At 33.8% G+C, this 15597-nt stretch carries 15 protein-coding genes; 6 read left to right on the forward strand and 9 right to left on the reverse strand.

Annotation, left to right across the window (positions count from 1 at the left end):
- The first annotated feature begins 70 nt into the window (after positions 1–70).
- The 3 genes from NLG42_RS22265 to NLG42_RS22275 all read left to right on the forward strand — a co-directional run bounded on the left by NLG42_RS22265 (position 71) and on the right by NLG42_RS22275 (position 2715).
- Positions 71–1330, forward strand: a complete 1260-nt coding sequence (locus tag NLG42_RS22265) for an alginate export family protein (RefSeq protein WP_257682439.1) — start codon at positions 71–73, stop codon at positions 1328–1330.
- A 149-nt stretch (positions 1331–1479) separates the two neighbouring features.
- Complete coding sequence (locus NLG42_RS22270; RefSeq protein WP_257682440.1) at positions 1480–2079, forward strand: hypothetical protein; 600 nt, start codon at positions 1480–1482, stop codon at positions 2077–2079.
- 15 nt (positions 2080–2094) lie between these two features.
- On the forward strand, positions 2095–2715 hold the full coding sequence (locus NLG42_RS22275) for a class I SAM-dependent methyltransferase (protein ID WP_257682441.1): 621 nt from the start codon (positions 2095–2097) through the stop codon (positions 2713–2715).
- Positions 2716–2840: 125 nt separating this feature from the next.
- Here the strand turns inward: NLG42_RS22275 and NLG42_RS22280 are convergent, their stop codons facing one another.
- Complete coding sequence (locus NLG42_RS22280; RefSeq protein WP_099719268.1) at positions 2841–3545, reverse strand: Crp/Fnr family transcriptional regulator; 705 nt, start codon at positions 3543–3545, stop codon at positions 2841–2843.
- 175 nt (positions 3546–3720) lie between these two features.
- Between NLG42_RS22280 and NLG42_RS22285 the strand changes: the two genes are divergently transcribed.
- Positions 3721–7239, forward strand: coding sequence for a nitrate reductase (locus tag NLG42_RS22285; protein ID WP_257682442.1), 3519 nt, complete (start codon positions 3721–3723; stop codon positions 7237–7239).
- Positions 7240–7477: 238 nt separating this feature from the next.
- A complete protein-coding gene (locus NLG42_RS22290) occupies positions 7478–8908 on the forward strand; it encodes a rubredoxin (RefSeq protein ID WP_257684008.1) in 1431 nt (476 codons plus the stop codon).
- 345 nt (positions 8909–9253) lie between these two features.
- Here the strand turns inward: NLG42_RS22290 and NLG42_RS22295 are convergent, their stop codons facing one another.
- A complete protein-coding gene (locus NLG42_RS22295) occupies positions 9254–9787 on the reverse strand; it encodes a hypothetical protein (RefSeq protein ID WP_257682443.1) in 534 nt (177 codons plus the stop codon).
- A 4-nt stretch (positions 9788–9791) separates the two neighbouring features.
- Here NLG42_RS22295 and NLG42_RS22300 point away from each other — a divergent pair, with 4 nt between their 5' ends.
- Positions 9792–10013: a hypothetical protein gene (locus tag NLG42_RS22300; RefSeq protein WP_233207029.1), complete on the forward strand. Its 222-nt coding sequence runs from the start codon at positions 9792–9794 to the stop codon at positions 10011–10013.
- A gap of 285 nt (positions 10014–10298) precedes the next feature.
- Here NLG42_RS22300 and moaA read toward each other — a convergent pair whose 3' ends face one another.
- The 7 genes from moaA to NLG42_RS22335 form a co-directional block, all read right to left on the reverse strand.
- Positions 10299–11306: a GTP 3',8-cyclase MoaA gene (gene moaA / locus NLG42_RS22305; protein WP_257682444.1), complete on the reverse strand. Its 1008-nt coding sequence runs from the start codon at positions 11304–11306 to the stop codon at positions 10299–10301.
- Complete coding sequence (gene moaCB / locus NLG42_RS22310) at positions 11293–12207, reverse strand: bifunctional molybdenum cofactor biosynthesis protein MoaC/MoaB (protein WP_257682445.1); 915 nt, start codon at positions 12205–12207, stop codon at positions 11293–11295. The genes moaA and moaCB overlap by 14 nt, the downstream gene beginning before the upstream one ends.
- Positions 12207–12638: a molybdenum cofactor biosynthesis protein MoaE gene (locus NLG42_RS22315; RefSeq protein WP_099719278.1), complete on the reverse strand. Its 432-nt coding sequence runs from the start codon at positions 12636–12638 to the stop codon at positions 12207–12209. Before NLG42_RS22315 ends, moaCB begins: the two co-directional genes overlap by 1 nt.
- Positions 12639–12782: 144 nt before the next feature.
- Positions 12783–13853, reverse strand: a complete 1071-nt coding sequence (gene moeB / locus NLG42_RS22320) for a HesA/MoeB/ThiF family protein (protein ID WP_257682446.1) — start codon at positions 13851–13853, stop codon at positions 12783–12785.
- A gap of 4 nt (positions 13854–13857) precedes the next feature.
- Entirely contained in the window at positions 13858–14094 is a 237-nt protein-coding gene (locus tag NLG42_RS22325; RefSeq protein WP_257682447.1) for a MoaD/ThiS family protein, read from the reverse strand.
- A gap of 2 nt (positions 14095–14096) precedes the next feature.
- A complete protein-coding gene (cobA, locus tag NLG42_RS22330) occupies positions 14097–14885 on the reverse strand; it encodes a uroporphyrinogen-III C-methyltransferase (RefSeq protein ID WP_089052740.1) in 789 nt (262 codons plus the stop codon).
- Positions 14886–14890: 5 nt separating this feature from the next.
- A complete protein-coding gene (locus NLG42_RS22335) occupies positions 14891–15463 on the reverse strand; it encodes a molybdenum cofactor guanylyltransferase (RefSeq protein WP_089059587.1) in 573 nt (190 codons plus the stop codon).
- Positions 15464–15597 lie beyond the last annotated feature (134 nt).

Consider the following 15597-nt stretch of genomic DNA (forward strand, 5'->3'; position numbering starts at 1 on the left):
AATATGATTAATATCACTAAAAATAAAATCATTATAAGATAAATTTGTCTTTTATTAAACCATCATAGATATGAAAAAAACTAGAATAATTCTATCCTTACTTTTTCTAGGATTTAGTGCTGCCATGCAAGCACAAGAATTTGATGCCAACTTACAATTAAGACCACGTTTTGAATATCGAAACGGATACAAAACTTTATTACCAGAAGGTCAAGAAGGAACTTCACAAATCTCACAGCGTTCTCGTCTAAATTTAAATTTTAAGCAAGATGATTTGATTGTTAAATTAACTTTTCAAAACATTAGAACCTGGGGAGATGTACCAACCACAACCACAGCTGATAAAAATGGAGTTGCCATTTTTGAAGCTTGGGCACAATACAACTTTACCGAGAAATGGAGCGCAAGAGTTGGGCGTCAAGTACTCTCCTATGACAATCAGCGTATAATGGGTGAAATCGATTGGTTGCAACAAGGGCAAAGTCACGATGCAGTACTGGTTACTTTTCGTCCAAAAAACCAGCAGCTTGATATGGGATTTGCATACAACTCAAATGCAGAAAATATAGTACAAACTCCATACACTGTTGCCAACTACAAAGCTATGCAATATGCTTGGTACCATACATCGTTCAGTAATTTAGGCGTAAGTTTATTAGCCCTAAATACTGGATATGAATATGCCAACGCCGACGCAAAATTATTGGTAGATTACAAACAGACTTTCGGAACCTATTTAACCTATAAAACAGGTAAATTAGATACAAATTTCTGGTTATATGGACAAACTGGTAAAAGCACAGACAAGCAGGTAAGTGCATGGAATGCCGCCGGTTATTTAGGCTACAACATTTCTGATGCCTTTAAAGCTGGTTTAGGTTATGAATTTTTATCTGGAAAAGATACAAATGACGGCAGTACAGTAATTAAATCGTTCAATCCTATATTTGGGACGAATCATGCTTTTAATGGTTATATGGATTATTTTTATGTTGGAAATCACCAAAACAGCGTTGGATTGCAAGACGCTTACCTAAAATTAAGTTATAATGTCAAAAAATGGCAGTTTACATTAATGCCGCACGTATTTTTATCTGCCGCTGATGTTGTGACCCCAACAAATGAAAAACTTGATTCTTACTTAGGAACTGAGGTTGATTTTACTGCAGGTTACAATTTCAAAAAAGACATTACGTTAACTGGAGGTTATTCTCAAATGTTTGGTACAAAAACTTTAGAGTTCTTGAAAAACGGAGATGCCGGTCATACTAACAATTGGGCTTGGTTAATGATTTCTGTGAATCCAAGGATTTTTACTTGGAAGAAATAAGAGATTTTTAGAAATATAAATTTTACAAACTACCCTTTTTCGATTTTGAGAAAGGGTAGTTTTTTTATTAATCACTATTTTTTTACTACATTTGAATTGAGAGTTTTTATTTACAAATACTTCCTGCAAACTTTATAAACTATAAAATTATGTGTAAAGCCAAAATATTATTTGTGCTGCTTTTTATAAATAGTATCCTCTATTCTCAAGAAGAATTAAAATTGTACAAAAACATCTATACTACTTCTGATGCTTTAAAAAAAAGCGGGCATATTTTAGATTTAAATAAAGAAATTTTTATTCAAGCAAAGGAATTAGATCAACAACATCCTTCAAAATACTTTGAAACTGCAGCAAATTATTTAAATAAATCAAAATTCAATGAAGCGTCATTTTTATATTACACTGGTTTAATGCGTTTTAAATATTACAATTCTTCAAATCCAGATTATCAAGAGAGCAACGATGGCGCATTATTAGGCTCACTAAAATATGCCATTGGCGAACCAATAAATATGTATCTGAAAACTGATATTAATAATTATATTTCTATCTTAGAAAAAGCTGTGGAATATTGTAAAAACAATGATTTTAATTTTTATCCAAAATCAAAAAGTCCCGAGAACTATAATAATCAGTTAACTTCATGCTTAAAACTAAAAACTGACTTAGAAAATAATAAAACAAAATATTCAGACCTTTGGAATGAAGAGACAAAAAAAATCAAGATTTCTTTAAAAATAAAATAATCAAATTTATAAATAATGAACAACTGGACTCAAAGATGGGATGACCGCTACAGCAACGAAGAATTTGCATATGGCGAAGAACCCAACAATTACTTAAGAGAACAAATTCAAAAATTAAAGCCCAGCGCTATTCTTTTTCCTGCCGAAGGCGAAGGACGAAATGCCATTTTTGCTGCAAAATTGGGTTGGAACGTTTCCGCTTTTGATATTAGTGAAGAAGGAAAAAACAAAGCTTTAAAACTTGCTGAAACTAACAATGTTTCAATTGATTATCAAGTTGGCGAATTAGAAACGCTGGATTTCAAAGAAGAACAATTTGATGTAATTGCCTTGATTTATGCTCATTTCCCTGCAGAAATTAAATCCGGAATTCACAAACAGCTTGATAAACTATTACGCAAAGACGGTATTATTATTTTTGAAGCTTTCAGCAAAAAACATTTAGAATATCTTGCAATAAATGATAAAGTTGGCGGACCAAAAGATATTGAATCTCTATTTTCTATAGAAGAAATAAAAAGTGATTTCTCAAACTATGAAATCATAGAATTAGAAGAAAAAGAAATCCAATTAAACGAAGGTTTATTCCATAACGGAACGGGTTCTGTAATTCGATTTATTGGCAGGAAAAAATAAGTATTTGTACGTAATCATTTTAACACATAGAAACATAGTTTACCCTTCTTAAAAAAAGGCATTCCACTTTACAAAAAGAATATAGCTATGCGTAAAAATCCTATGTTTCTATGTGTTAGAAAGTTTTAAAAATATTTATGCTCCATAATTTCAGAGCGTAATTTTGAAACTTCCAAAATCCCAATACGTTTTCCAACCGTTTTTATTAAAGCTTCTTTTTTAAGACTTGAAATAACCCTAATTGCTTGCTCTTCGGTTGTTCCTGCAAAATCCGCGATTTCTTTTCGAGAAAGATCAATATCAATTAAATCATTGATTTGTCCGAATTTGCGATGAATATAAAGCAATAAATCAACCACACGTTCACGAACATTCATATGTGCAATTTTGCGAATGTTGTTTTCACTTTTATTCAATTCATCGGCATAAAAAAGCATTAAAGCATAGGTAAGTTCTGGAATATGCTGTAAAATTTCCAGCATCGTTTCATTGCTAAAATTACACAAAACGGTATCTTCCAAAGCATAAGCACCAATTAAATACTTTTTTCCAGTTCCAAATCCGCGAAAACCAATAATATCTCCACTTTTCGTTAACCGTACAATTTGCTCACGTCCGTTAATTCCCGTTTTTACCGTTTTTGCTTTTCCCTTGCAAATAAAATAAAGCCCTTGCAAAGAAGAACCTTCCACAATAAACTGATCCGATTTTTTGCAGACTATATTCTGTTTCTTAGAAACGTAAGTATTCATTTGTTCTAAATGTAAATGTTTCTTGATAAAACAATTTTCATTGGCACAAGAATAACAAAGAGTTTGTTCTTCTTTCATGAGTCCTAATTTTTATCGGATTAAAAACTAATTTGTTGCTGCTCATTTTATTGCATCAAAAATAAAAAAATAAATTCGAAAAATAAGTATTTATACGTAAAAATACTTATTTTTGTATAAGTGATTTATCTAGATCACTGCAGATTCAGGAAATAGTATCTAAAAAAAAACTGTAATGCAAAATACCAAAATCAAAACTACCTGTTCTTATTGCGGCGTTGGCTGCGGCATAATCGTAACCAACGATGCTAAAAACGGCGTTATGGTTGAAGGTGACAAAGATCATCCGGTAAATAAAGGAATGTTGTGTTCTAAAGGAATGAATCTGCATTACGTAGTCAACGATACTTCTGACCGAATTTTATATCCTGAAATGCGAGGCAGCAAATCCTATCCGCTCGAACGTGTAAGCTGGGATACTGCTCTAGACCGAGCTGCGGCAGTTTTTTCTTCTATTATAAAAAAACATGGTCCAGACAGCGTTGGATTTTATATTTCGGGACAATGCTTAACTGAGGAATATTATCTGGTAAATAAACTTGTAAAAGGTTTCTTGAAAACCAATAATATCGATACTAATTCAAGACTCTGCATGAGTTCCGCCGTTGTGGGTTATAAAAAAACTTTTGGAGAAGATTCTGTACCAATTGCGTATGATGATATTGAATTGGCTGATACATTTCTAATTACAGGCGCAAATCCCGCTTGGTGTCACCCTATTCTATTTAGACGGCTTGAAAAACATAAAGAGAAAAATCCAAAAACGAAGATAATCGTAATTGATCCGAGGCGCACTGATACAGCCGCTTTCGCCGATTTGCATTTACAAATTCTTCCCGGTTCTGACATTATTTTATATCATGCTATTGCCAGACGTATTATTGAAAAAGGCCATGTTGACCATGATTTTGTCAAAAACAATGCTGAAAATTTCAAACAATATAAAGATTTAGTACTTAGTACGTCACTTGAAAAAGCATCCAAACTATGCGGAATATCAGTAAACGATATTAAACTTGCCGCAGATATTATTGGAAAAGCTAAAGGATTTATTTCACTTTGGGCTATGGGATTAAATCAAAGTGCAGTTGGCGTTGACAAAAATACGGCTTTACTGAATTTATCTCTATTAACAGGACAAGTTGGAAAACCAGGTTCTGGTCCATTTTCATTAACGGGTCAGCCAAATGCTATGGGCGGACGTGAAGTGGGCGGAATGGCGACCCTTTTGGCAGCGCATAAAGACATTGCAAATCCTACACATCGCAAAGAAGTGGCTGATTTTTGGGGAGTTGACGAGATTTCAGACAAACCAGGTTTAACGGCAACAGAAATGTTTGAAGCTTTAGAATCAGGAAAAATGAAAGCTGTTTGGATTATTTGCACAAATCCATTGGTTAGTTTGCCAGATTCTCGTCGAATCGAAAAAGCACTTCAAAACGCTAAATTTGTAGTGGTTCAGGATATTTCGCATAATGCTGACACAGCAAAATTTGCCGATTTGCTTTTGCCGGCTGCCGGATGGTTAGAGAAAGATGGAACGATGACTAATTCTGAACGCCGTATTTCTTATTTGCCAAAAGGAATTAATGCGCCTGGAGAAGCACTTCCTGATATTGAAATTTTGATTCGTTTTGCTAAAAAAATGAATTTCCATGGTTTTGATTTCAATAACGCCGAAGAAATTTACAAAGAGCATTGTGCGCTTACCAAAGGCACTAATATTGATATTTCATTTTTAAATTATAATCGTTTAAAAACCGAAGGCACTTTTCAATGGCCGGTTCCAGATTACGGACATCCGGGAACACCACGATTATTTACTGATAAAAAATTCTATACGCCTTCTGGAAAGGCGATTTTTAACCTGCCTGTTTCAATCGAAAATACATCGGTACAACCCAATTCCGAATTTCCTTTTATTTTAACTACGGGACGAATTCGCGATCAATGGCATACAATGACCAAAACGGGAAAAGTTTCGAGATTATTAACCCATATTCCAAGTCCGGTTTTAGAGATAAATCCAATTGACGCATTTAAAAATGAAATTAAAAATGGTGATATTATTACCGTTACAAGTAAAAATGGCGAAGTTCGAGTAAAAGCAAAAGTGACCGATTCTATTAAAGAAAAGGTACTTTTTCTTCCAATGCATTGGGGAAAACAACTTGAAAATGATTTGAATAGAACAAACAATTTAACGAATACTGTTGTAGATCCGATTTCAAAAGAACCTGATTTTAAATACACGACGGTTTCGATTAAAAAATATGTAAAACCCTTTCAGAAAATTGCAATTGTTGGCGCCGGCGCAGCTTCATTCCGATTCATTCAAAATTATCGTGAATTTAATACTACAGATGAAATTATTGTTTTTTCGAATGAAATAAATCCGTTTTACAATCGCGTTTTATTGCCCGAATATATGACGGGAGAATTCACTTGGGAACAGCTTTTAAAGGTTAAAGACGGCGAAGCATTAAACAAGCTTAATATTACTATGAAAGCTGGAGTTGCTATTAATAAAATAGACACTAGTGCAAAAACTATAAAAGATAGTTTGGGCGAAATACACACTTTCGATTCTTTAATTCTAGCAACTGGAAGTCGTCCTTTTGTTCCAGAAAATGCACAACTGCATCTTCCAGGTCGATTTACCGTAAGAAGAAAAGAAGATGCTGACCGTTTAAAAAAACATCTAGACAGCACCAATCTTCCGCCGGAAGAACAGCATGTTGTTATTATTGGCGGAGGTTTATTAGGGTTGGAATTGGCTGCTGCTTTAAAACATAAAAAAGTAAAAACTACTATAATTCAGAGAGCTTCGCGTTTAATGGAACGTCAGCTGGATCGAATTTCTAGTAAATTATTAGCCGAAGAAGTACAGCTTCGTGATATTCAGATTTATTTTGATAATGAAGTCAGTACCGTTTTTGAAACGGATAATGAAAACGAAATTGAAATTGCTTTAAAAAGCGGTAAAATCATAACTGCAAATGCAATTGTTTATACGATTGGAACAATTCCGAATATCGAAATTGCGAGAGAAAGCGGTTTGGCTTGCGGGCGCGGCGTAAAAGTCAATCAATATTTACAAACTTCAAATCCTGATATTTTTGCAATTGGAGAAATAGCGGAATTCAATAATAAATTATTCGGAATTACTTCTGCCGCTGAAGAACAAGCAGATATTCTGGCAAACTTTTTAGCGGGCGATATCAGCAGTTATTACAAAGGTTCGATTTTAATGAATATTTTAAAATTAGAAGACATAAATCTGTGCAGTATTGGAGATATTACAATTCCAGAAAACGATGATTCGTATGAAGAAATTGTTTTTACTGATTTGAAAAAACGTTATTACAAAAAATGCATTGTAAAAGATGATCTCTTAGTTGGTGCAATTTTAATGGGAGATAAGAACGAATTTGCCGAATTCAAAACGATGATTGAAAGCAAAATCGAATTATCAGACAAGCGAAATATGCTTTTAAGAGGAAGTTCAACTGCAAAACCTGTTTTAGGAAAATTAGTTTGTTCCTGCAGTCAAGTTGGCGTAGGAAATATTGAAGAAACCATTAAAAGCGGTGTGAACGATTTTACCGATTTATGCAAAAACACGGGTGCAGGATTAGGATGCGGAAGCTGTAAAACGGAGGTTAAAGAGATATTGGCGAAATGTAAAGTTTAAAAAAATGTTTCAAGTTTTCTTTGTTTCATGTTTCAAGTTGCGTACAGTATGTCATTTCGATCCCGAGGCTTCGGGAGAAGAGCTACACGTAAAAGGCTTCGACTTCGCTCAGCCTGACAAACTCAAGAAAAACCTGAAACCTGAAACTTGAAACTTGAAACCTGAGACTTGAAACCTGAGACTTGAAACCTGAAACAAAGAAAACTTGAAACAAAGAAAACTTGAAACAAATAAACACATGGAATTGACAAGATTAATAGTAAAAGGCGGCGTTATTTCGCCGGGAGAACTACTAGAAGTAGTAAACATTGCTTTAGACGAAGGTCTGGATTCTATTTCTTTTGGTTCAAGACAGGATATTATTTTCCCAAAAGGTTTTAAATCTTTAGATAAAACAACTTTGGGAAAACATCATTTTGTTTATCCAGATCAAAAAAGCGGGAATAATATTGTTTCTTCTTATGTTTCTACTGATATTTTTAGAAATACCAATTGGCTGACAGGAAATCGATTTTTGTATGTTTTAGAAGAATTTAAAGAACAACCCAAACTAAAAGTAAACATTACAGATCCAAAACAACAGTTGGTTCCTTTATTTACAGGACATTTAAACTTTATAGCTTCAGAGCATGAAGATTATTGGTATTTATATATCAGGCTTCCAAAATGGGAAAAGATGGAGGTTTATCCGGTCTTGATTTATACTTGGGATTTAGCGAAGACATATTACGAAATTGAGAAAATTACAGACGAAACCACACTTGATATCGAAATGCTTTTTACGCTGATAAGCGAAGCTTTAGACACTAATAATCGAACAATTGACAAGCCTTTAAATATTCCGTTTTATCCTTTTCCTTATTATGAAGGAATGAACAGAATGGGAATCGATCAATACTGGCTTGGGCTTTATTGGCGAAATAATTTATACGATTTAGATTTCCTGAAAGAAATGTGCGATTTGTGTTTTGAATGCAAAATTGGAAAAATATGTATCACGCCTTGGAAATCGTTCATCATAAAAGGAATTCCGAAAGACCGAAAACTAGAATGGGAAAAGTTCTTAGGCAAACGCGGAATTAATGTTCGTCATTCTTTATTAGAATTAAATTGGCATCTGCCTGTTGCTATGGAATGGGCTTTGAACTTGAAAACATTTTTAGTTCGTACACTTGATCAATTCGATATCAGCACTTATGGGCTGAATTTTGGTATTTCAGAATACAATCGTGACGGACATTATTTTACTTCGATTGTTATCGAAAAAAATGAACTTCCAGCGGCTTTAGAATCCATTAAAATTAGAGATACTTACAATGTTTTGTTTGCGAAGAATTTTGATCCAAATACACGAGAATATATCGTTCACTCTCAAGATATTGACAAACTTGAACTGCCAACTATTCTAATCGAATTAAGCCGAAAATATTTTGATGAACTCGGAAATGCAACAACTGAAACTACTGAAAACCCACAGAAAAAGGAAAAACCACAATTGGATATTTACCAATGTCAAGAATGTTTAACGCTTTATAAACCCGAATATGGAGATGAAAGTCAAGGCATTCCGAAAGGAATTTTATTTACAGATTTAGGCGAAGATTATTGCTGTTCTTTATGTGAAGCTCCAAAAAGTAATTTTAAAATTTTGGAGATTATTAAAAATTAGCCTTTTCACTAGCACTATTTAGAAGCAATTTACTTCGTTATTTCACTAGTGCTCCTGCCCTGCTGTTCAATACATCTTTTGGAATTCTTGATCGTTATTGGGAACAACACAATAGAATGTCTCTTTCTTCAGGAATAGAGCATTTGTTTTCACTTGACTTTATTTGAAGTTTCCTAATTCCTAATTCGCAATTCATAATCACACCTCATTTTTTCATGTAGAATTGTTAAGAGATTTTGATTATAAATTTCAAGCAAAAAAACAAATAATTCACTTTCAACCACTTAATATTAATTTTTATAGGAAAACTTAACATTGAGTAACTTGTTTTATAATTATCTTTACTTAACTGTGAATTAACAATTTAGTTACATTACTAACGATAAACTTACCTAAAAGCGCATTTAATATGGAAAACAAACCCGAAGAAAGTACCCCGGAAAAAATCGATTCTGTAAAACCTGAAGCTGTTAAACCAGTTGCAGAAAACGCAAAACCAGAAAATACTCCTGTTAAGAAAGCTCCAGTTCGCAAAGCTGCACCTGCAAAAACGACAGCAGCAAAACCAACTGCGACAAAAGCAACTGCGGCAAAACCTGCTGCATCAAAGCCTACAACAACCAAGGCTCCTGCTGCTTCTGTTACAAAAGCTGCCGCAACACCCACAGCAAAAGCACCTGCTAAAGCAGTTGTAAAATCTGCAGCAACGACTACGCCAAAACCGGCTGTACGAAAAGCACCAGCAAAAAAAGTATTAACTCCTGCAGCAAAGTTAGAAGAAAAAACGACAGTTGCTGCAACACCAATTACTGAACCTAAAAAAGAGAATACTAACCAAGCAGTTAAAACTGAAAAAGATAAAGCTGCTAAAAAAGCCAAAAAAGTGAAAGATAAAGAAAAGGAAAAAGAGAAAAAGAAAGCAGCTAAGAAAAAAGAAAAAGCTAAAAAAGATAAAAAGAAAGAGAAAGCTAAAAAAGCAAAACTAAAAGCGAAAGCCAAGAAAAAAGAAAAAGCTAAAAAAGCGAAAGAAAAAGCTAAAGCTAAAAAAATCGCAAAAAAGAAAGCGAAGTCTCAAAAAAAGGCAAAAGCTAAAAAGAAGAAATAATTATTGAGAAAGGTTTAACTTTAAAAAAGTTGAACCTTTTTTTTATTTCTGAGCTCTTACACTCAGTTTGTCATTTCGATCCCGAGGCTTCGGGAGAGAAATCTTCGCAAGTAGCTCCATAAATAAGATCGCCAATCTTTGTCGATTTACGAGTGTGATTTCTCTCCCGAAGCCTCGGGATCGAAATGACAAGATTGTGCAAAAAGACTTCGACTTCGCTCAGCCTGACAATTCACACTTCACACTTCACAATTCACAATTCACAATTCACATTTCACAATTAAACTATCCGCCAATTGCAATCATACTGCGATTATCAAAATGTTTAGCAGGATCATTCATTTCATCAATCGTCACCATTCCTGCTCTGACTTTCTTTTTACTTTGAATAGATGTTTCAATTAAATTCATAATTGATTCTCCATTTCTAAAAGGAGTCAATAAATCAGTTTCGGAATTTGAAAAAAGACAGTTTTTTATTTTTCCGTCAGCAGTTAAACGGATTCGGTTGCAGCTGTCACAAAACGGATTTGTAATCGAACTTATGATTCCGAAATCGCCTTGAAAATCTTTTATTTTATAATTCCTGGAAGTAAAGTTTTTCTCGTCTTCTAATTTTTGAATTTGATCTGAAGAAAAAGTATTTCCAACCAAAGATAAAATCTCATTTTGTGAAACCATTTTACTTCTGTCCCACTCGTTTCCTGCAAAAGGCATAAACTCAATGAAGCGCACAGAAATAGGCAGAAACTGCGTTAGTTTTACAAAATCAACAATTTCATTATCATTAAAACCTTTCATTAAAACCACATTTACTTTTACCTGAAAATCATTGTTTAAAAGTAAATGGAGGTTATCAATAACTTTCTCAAACTGATTTCTAAGCGTTACAGCATGAAATTTAGACGAAATCAAAGTATCTAAACTCAAATTGATCTTTTTGATTTTAAATTGCTTTAAAACGGCAATATGACGGTCAATTAAAATTCCGTTTGTCGTGATAGAAAGCGAAATATCTAAAGAAGCCAATTTTGAAATAATCTCAGGAAAGTCTTTTCGAAGAAGTGGTTCTCCTCCCGTTAATCTAATTTTATCAACACCATTTTTCACGAAAGTTTCGGCGATACTAAAAATCTCTTCAGCAGTCATTAAACTCGCTTTTGAAGAAAGCGCAATTCCGTCGGCTGGCATGCAGTATGTACAACGCAGATTGCATTTTTCCAACAGCGAAATGCGCAGATAATTGTGTCTGCGTCCAAAACCATCCGTCAAAATAGTATTAGAGGCTGTCATGATTTTTTCCTTTTAAAATATGAAAAACGTGCATTACATGCGGAAACACAGCATCCATCGATTCTCTCGCTCCGTTTGTAGAGCCCGGTAAAGCCAAAACTAAGCTTTTGCCCAAAGTTCCCGCAACAGTTCTAGACAACATTGCGTAAGGCATTCTTTGCTGTCCGTAATCACGAATTGCTTCCTCAATTCCTGGAATTCTGCTTTCTAATATTGGCGACAAAGCTTCTGGGGTTACATCTCTCGGTGATAATCCCGTTCCGCCCGTAAAAATTACCAGCTGATTTTCTTTGGCGTAAGCTTTTGTTCTTTCCTGAATAATATCTAATTCATCAGGAATAATTTCATAATGCGAAGTTTCAACTCCGTATGAATCTAATTTTTCTACGATTATTTTTCCGGATCGATCTTCTTTATCGCCTGCAAAAATGGAATCAGAACAAACAAAAACTGCCGCTTTTATAACGTTTGGAAATTTATTTTTGAAAGAGGATTTTCCGCCTTCTTTAGTAATCAATTTGATAGTCGAAATCTCGATTTCTTTATCAATTGGTTTCAGCATATCGTACATCGTCAATGCTACAATTGATGCTCCGTGCATAGCTTCAACCTCAACTCCGGTTTTGTAAACGGTTTTTACATTAAAGATAATCTGAACTTCTAATCCTTCAATTTTATATTCTACGGAAGTAAATTCAATTGGAATCGGATGACAATCGGGAATGGATAAATGCGTGTTTTTTACCGCAAATAATCCAGCTGTTTTTGCCATTTCGAGAACATTTCCTTTTGGCACAAGATTATTTACCACAGCATCAATTGTTTCTTGTTTACTGACTTTTACAATTGCCGTTGCTGTTGCTTTTCGTAATGTGCTTATTTTATGCGTAATATCTACCATTAACTATTTTGTTTCCAAGTGAATGTATCGTTTTCAAACATTTCTTTACCAAAAATTGGCACGTCGGTTTTTATCCAGTTTACGATGGTTTCTGTGGCTTCATAAACTTGTTTGCGTCGTGTTGCCGAAACAAACACAAACAAACAGATTTCACCTGCTTTTACAACGCCTAAACTGTGATAAATGTGCATGCAGGTTAAGTCGAATTTAGCAAAAGCTTTCTCGCGAATTGTGTGCAATGCCTCATTTGCCATATCGGTGTAAGCCGAATAATCAATTGCAACAACTGTATTATCGTGAATTACATCGGCACGAACTTGTCCTAAAAAAATATTGTGCGCCCCAATTGTATGTTTCGATTGGTGTTTTGCGATTGACTCCGCAATAAATTCAGGAGAAATTGGTCCTTCTACAAATACATTTTTACTCATTTTTTATATGTTTTTTTTGCCACTGATTACAGGGATTAAAAGGATTTTTACTTGCTTTGTCAGGCTGAGCGGAGTCGAAGCCCGAGTCCAATTGGAACGCCCTTCGACTCCGCTCAGGGTGACAACCTAAACAATAATCTGTGACTATATTTTTATTTCTTCTTTCAATAAATTCTTCATTGCTAAAACGCCTCCCGCGATACTTTTCACATTCTTAAATTGATGTTTTTGAAATACCTCAACTGCCATTTTACTTCTGATTCCGGATTGACAGAAAACATAGATCATTTGGTTTTTGTCAATTTTTTCGATTTCATTTTCCAAAAGCATTAACGAAATCTGAACTTGATTTTTTAAACTGATTTTTGGCAATTCATCACTATTTCTGACATCTACAAATAAAACAGAATCATTGTTTATTTCCTCTAAAACTAAATCAAAACTTATTTCTGCAACCTCAGATTTATTATATTTTTCTTCGAATGATTCTCTGCTTATTGACTGAATATCACTTTTGTCAAAACCATATTTTTGCTGTTCGTTGTTCAAAATATTGTAAACCAATATTTTTCCGTTCAAAACTTCTCCGATTCCGAGAATCATTTTTAAAACTTCATTTGCTTGAAGCAGACCGATGATTCCCACCGAAATTCCAATTACTCCCGCATCTTCACAATTCAAAGCATTATTATTTTCATCGGGATACAAACATCTATACGTTGGTCCGTTTTGATAATTAAAAACAGAAACTTGTCCCTGAAATCTAAAAATAGATCCATAAACCATTGGTTTATTAACGACAAGACAAGCATCATTTATTAAATATTTTACTGCAATATTATCTGTTGCGTCAACAATAATATCATATTTTTCAAATAATGAAATAGCATTTTTTGCTGATAACTTTTCAGAAACCGCGTTTACTTTGACTTCAGAATTCAACTCAGAAATCATCAATTTGGCTTCTTCAGCTTTTAATTTTCCAACTGATGAAGTTTTATAAATAACTTGTCGGTGCAGATTTGAAATTTCAATTGTATCATCATCCACAATCCCAATTTCACCAACTCCCGCGGAAGCCAAATACGGTAAAATCGCTGCGCCCAAACCACCGGCACCAACAACCAAAACTTTAGATTTCAGCAATTTGTACTGACCTTCGTCTCCAATCTCTGGAAGAATTATTTGTCTGTTATATCGGCTTGATGTATTCATTCTTTTATCCTCCTGCAAACGGCGGCAACAAAGCCACAACATCGCTTGTCTGTAATGTAAAATCTGTTGTTTTTGAAACTATTTTTTGGTTTACAGCAACGCTGAAAGTCAGAGATTCGAACTCATATTTTTTGTTTAAGTCCTGCAATAGTTTTTGCAGTGATACTTCAGAAAAAGATAACTTTTCGAATTCACATTTTGTCTTTTCGGCTACAGCTCCAAAATATTTAACTTCAATCATTCTTATAAATTTAAATTCTGAAAAATAAATTCATCATCAAAATGTTCCTGAAAATACGAAATCCAGCTTGAAGTATTTCGTACTACTTCGCCAATCACAATAATTGCAGGCGATGATATGTTTTTTTCAGATACCAATTTAGTAATTGTATCAATAGTTCCAATTACTTTTTGCTCTGAATTTTTCGTTCCATTTTGAATGATGGCAATTGGCAGATTGTCATTTCTATTTTCTTGATAAATAGAAATAATTTCGTCCAGTTTATGCATTCCCATTAAAATAACTACCGTTGCTGCTGATTTTGAAGCTAACTGAACATCTTTTGAGAGTTTATGATCTGAAGTTGTTCCGGTAATTACCCAAAAACTTTCGGCAACTTTTCTTTGTGTCAAACTAATTCCTACTGAAGCAGGAACACCTAAAGCTGATGAAATTCCAGGTACAATTGCGGTTTCAATTTCAAATCGCTCTGCAAATTCAATTTCCTCACTTCCTCGTCCAAAAATAAAAGGATCGCCTCCTTTTAACCGAACAACATGTCCGTGTTTTTTTGCCATTGAAACAATCAAATCATTAATCTGATCTTGTGTGTAAGCGTGACAGCCCAATCGTTTTCCAACAAAAACTATTTCAGCATTTGATGCATATTCCAATAATTCCTCGTTAACCAAAGCATCATACAAAACAACATCGGCACTTTTTAAAGCTTTAATAGCTTTCATCGTAATCAATTCAACGTCTCCAGGACCTGCGCCTACAATCGTTAATTTTGGTGTTTTCAAGCTTTGCATAATCTTTAACTTAAATTGATATTCAGATCATTTAATTCGTCAGCCGAATTAATATTGGTTAAATGAAAGTTTTCACTTTCTTCTATATTTACAATTTGATGAGGAACTTTCGCAAGTAAATCCATCATTTTTAATTCATTAGAATCGACTGCATCTTTAATTATTGAAATAACTTTTTTTGAATAAATTCCAATTAATGGGTGTATTCTGCTCTCTGAAGCAAAAACAGTAATTCCAGCTTCTTCTGTATGTTTTGAAATTAATTCTTGTAATAATTCAGTTGAAATTAACGGAATATCGCAGCTTAAAATCAGATTAAATTCAGTTTCAGAATGTGATAATGCGGTATAAATTCCACCTAATGGACCTTTTTCTGCGATCACATCAGGTATTTTTTGGTATGGCAGATAATCATATTCTTTTGAAGCCGTAATCAATTTTATCTGATCTGTAATGGGTAAAATCGCCCGAATTATATGTTCAATAAATGGTTTTTCCTGAAACAGCACTAATCCTTTTTCAGACTGCATTCTGGAGCTTTTTCCGCCGCAAAGAATAAATACTGTTGGTGTTTCCATGATTAATTTTGTTTCAGGTTTTTCCTTGTTTCACGTTTCAGGTTGTTTTACCGCAAAGAGCGCTAAGAATTTTTATTCATTATTATCTTTAAAATTAAGTTCACAAAGCTGAAAATTCAATAAGGTTTCAAACT

The organism is Flavobacterium plurextorum, assembly GCF_024638035.1.
GTDB lineage: Bacteria > Bacteroidota > Bacteroidia > Flavobacteriales > Flavobacteriaceae > Flavobacterium > Flavobacterium plurextorum.

What these genes read in the sequence shown, in the direction of transcription:
- NLG42_RS22265 (WP_257682439.1), top strand. Translation starts at nt 71, where the DNA reads ATGAAAAAAACTAGAATAATTCTATCCTTACTTTTTCTAGGATTTAGT.
- NLG42_RS22270 (WP_257682440.1), top strand. Translation starts at nt 1,480, where the DNA reads ATGTGTAAAGCCAAAATATTATTTGTGCTGCTTTTTATAAATAGTATC.
- NLG42_RS22275 (WP_257682441.1), top strand. Translation starts at nt 2,095, where the DNA reads ATGAACAACTGGACTCAAAGATGGGATGACCGCTACAGCAACGAAGAA.
- NLG42_RS22280 (WP_099719268.1), bottom strand. Translation starts at nt 3,545, where the DNA reads ATGAAAGAAGAACAAACTCTTTGTTATTCTTGTGCCAATGAAAATTGT.
- NLG42_RS22285 (WP_257682442.1), top strand. Translation starts at nt 3,721, where the DNA reads ATGCAAAATACCAAAATCAAAACTACCTGTTCTTATTGCGGCGTTGGC.
- NLG42_RS22290 (WP_257684008.1), top strand. Translation starts at nt 7,478, where the DNA reads ATGGAATTGACAAGATTAATAGTAAAAGGCGGCGTTATTTCGCCGGGA.
- moaA (WP_257682444.1), bottom strand. Translation starts at nt 11,306, where the DNA reads ATGACAGCCTCTAATACTATTTTGACGGATGGTTTTGGACGCAGACAC.
- moaCB (WP_257682445.1), bottom strand. Translation starts at nt 12,207, where the DNA reads ATGGTAGATATTACGCATAAAATAAGCACATTACGAAAAGCAACAGCA.
- NLG42_RS22315 (WP_099719278.1), bottom strand. Translation starts at nt 12,638, where the DNA reads ATGAGTAAAAATGTATTTGTAGAAGGACCAATTTCTCCTGAATTTATT.
- moeB (WP_257682446.1), bottom strand. Translation starts at nt 13,853, where the DNA reads ATGAATACATCAAGCCGATATAACAGACAAATAATTCTTCCAGAGATT.
- NLG42_RS22325 (WP_257682447.1), bottom strand. Translation starts at nt 14,094, where the DNA reads ATGATTGAAGTTAAATATTTTGGAGCTGTAGCCGAAAAGACAAAATGT.
- cobA (WP_089052740.1), bottom strand. Translation starts at nt 14,885, where the DNA reads ATGCAAAGCTTGAAAACACCAAAATTAACGATTGTAGGCGCAGGTCCT.
- NLG42_RS22335 (WP_089059587.1), bottom strand. Translation starts at nt 15,463, where the DNA reads ATGGAAACACCAACAGTATTTATTCTTTGCGGCGGAAAAAGCTCCAGA.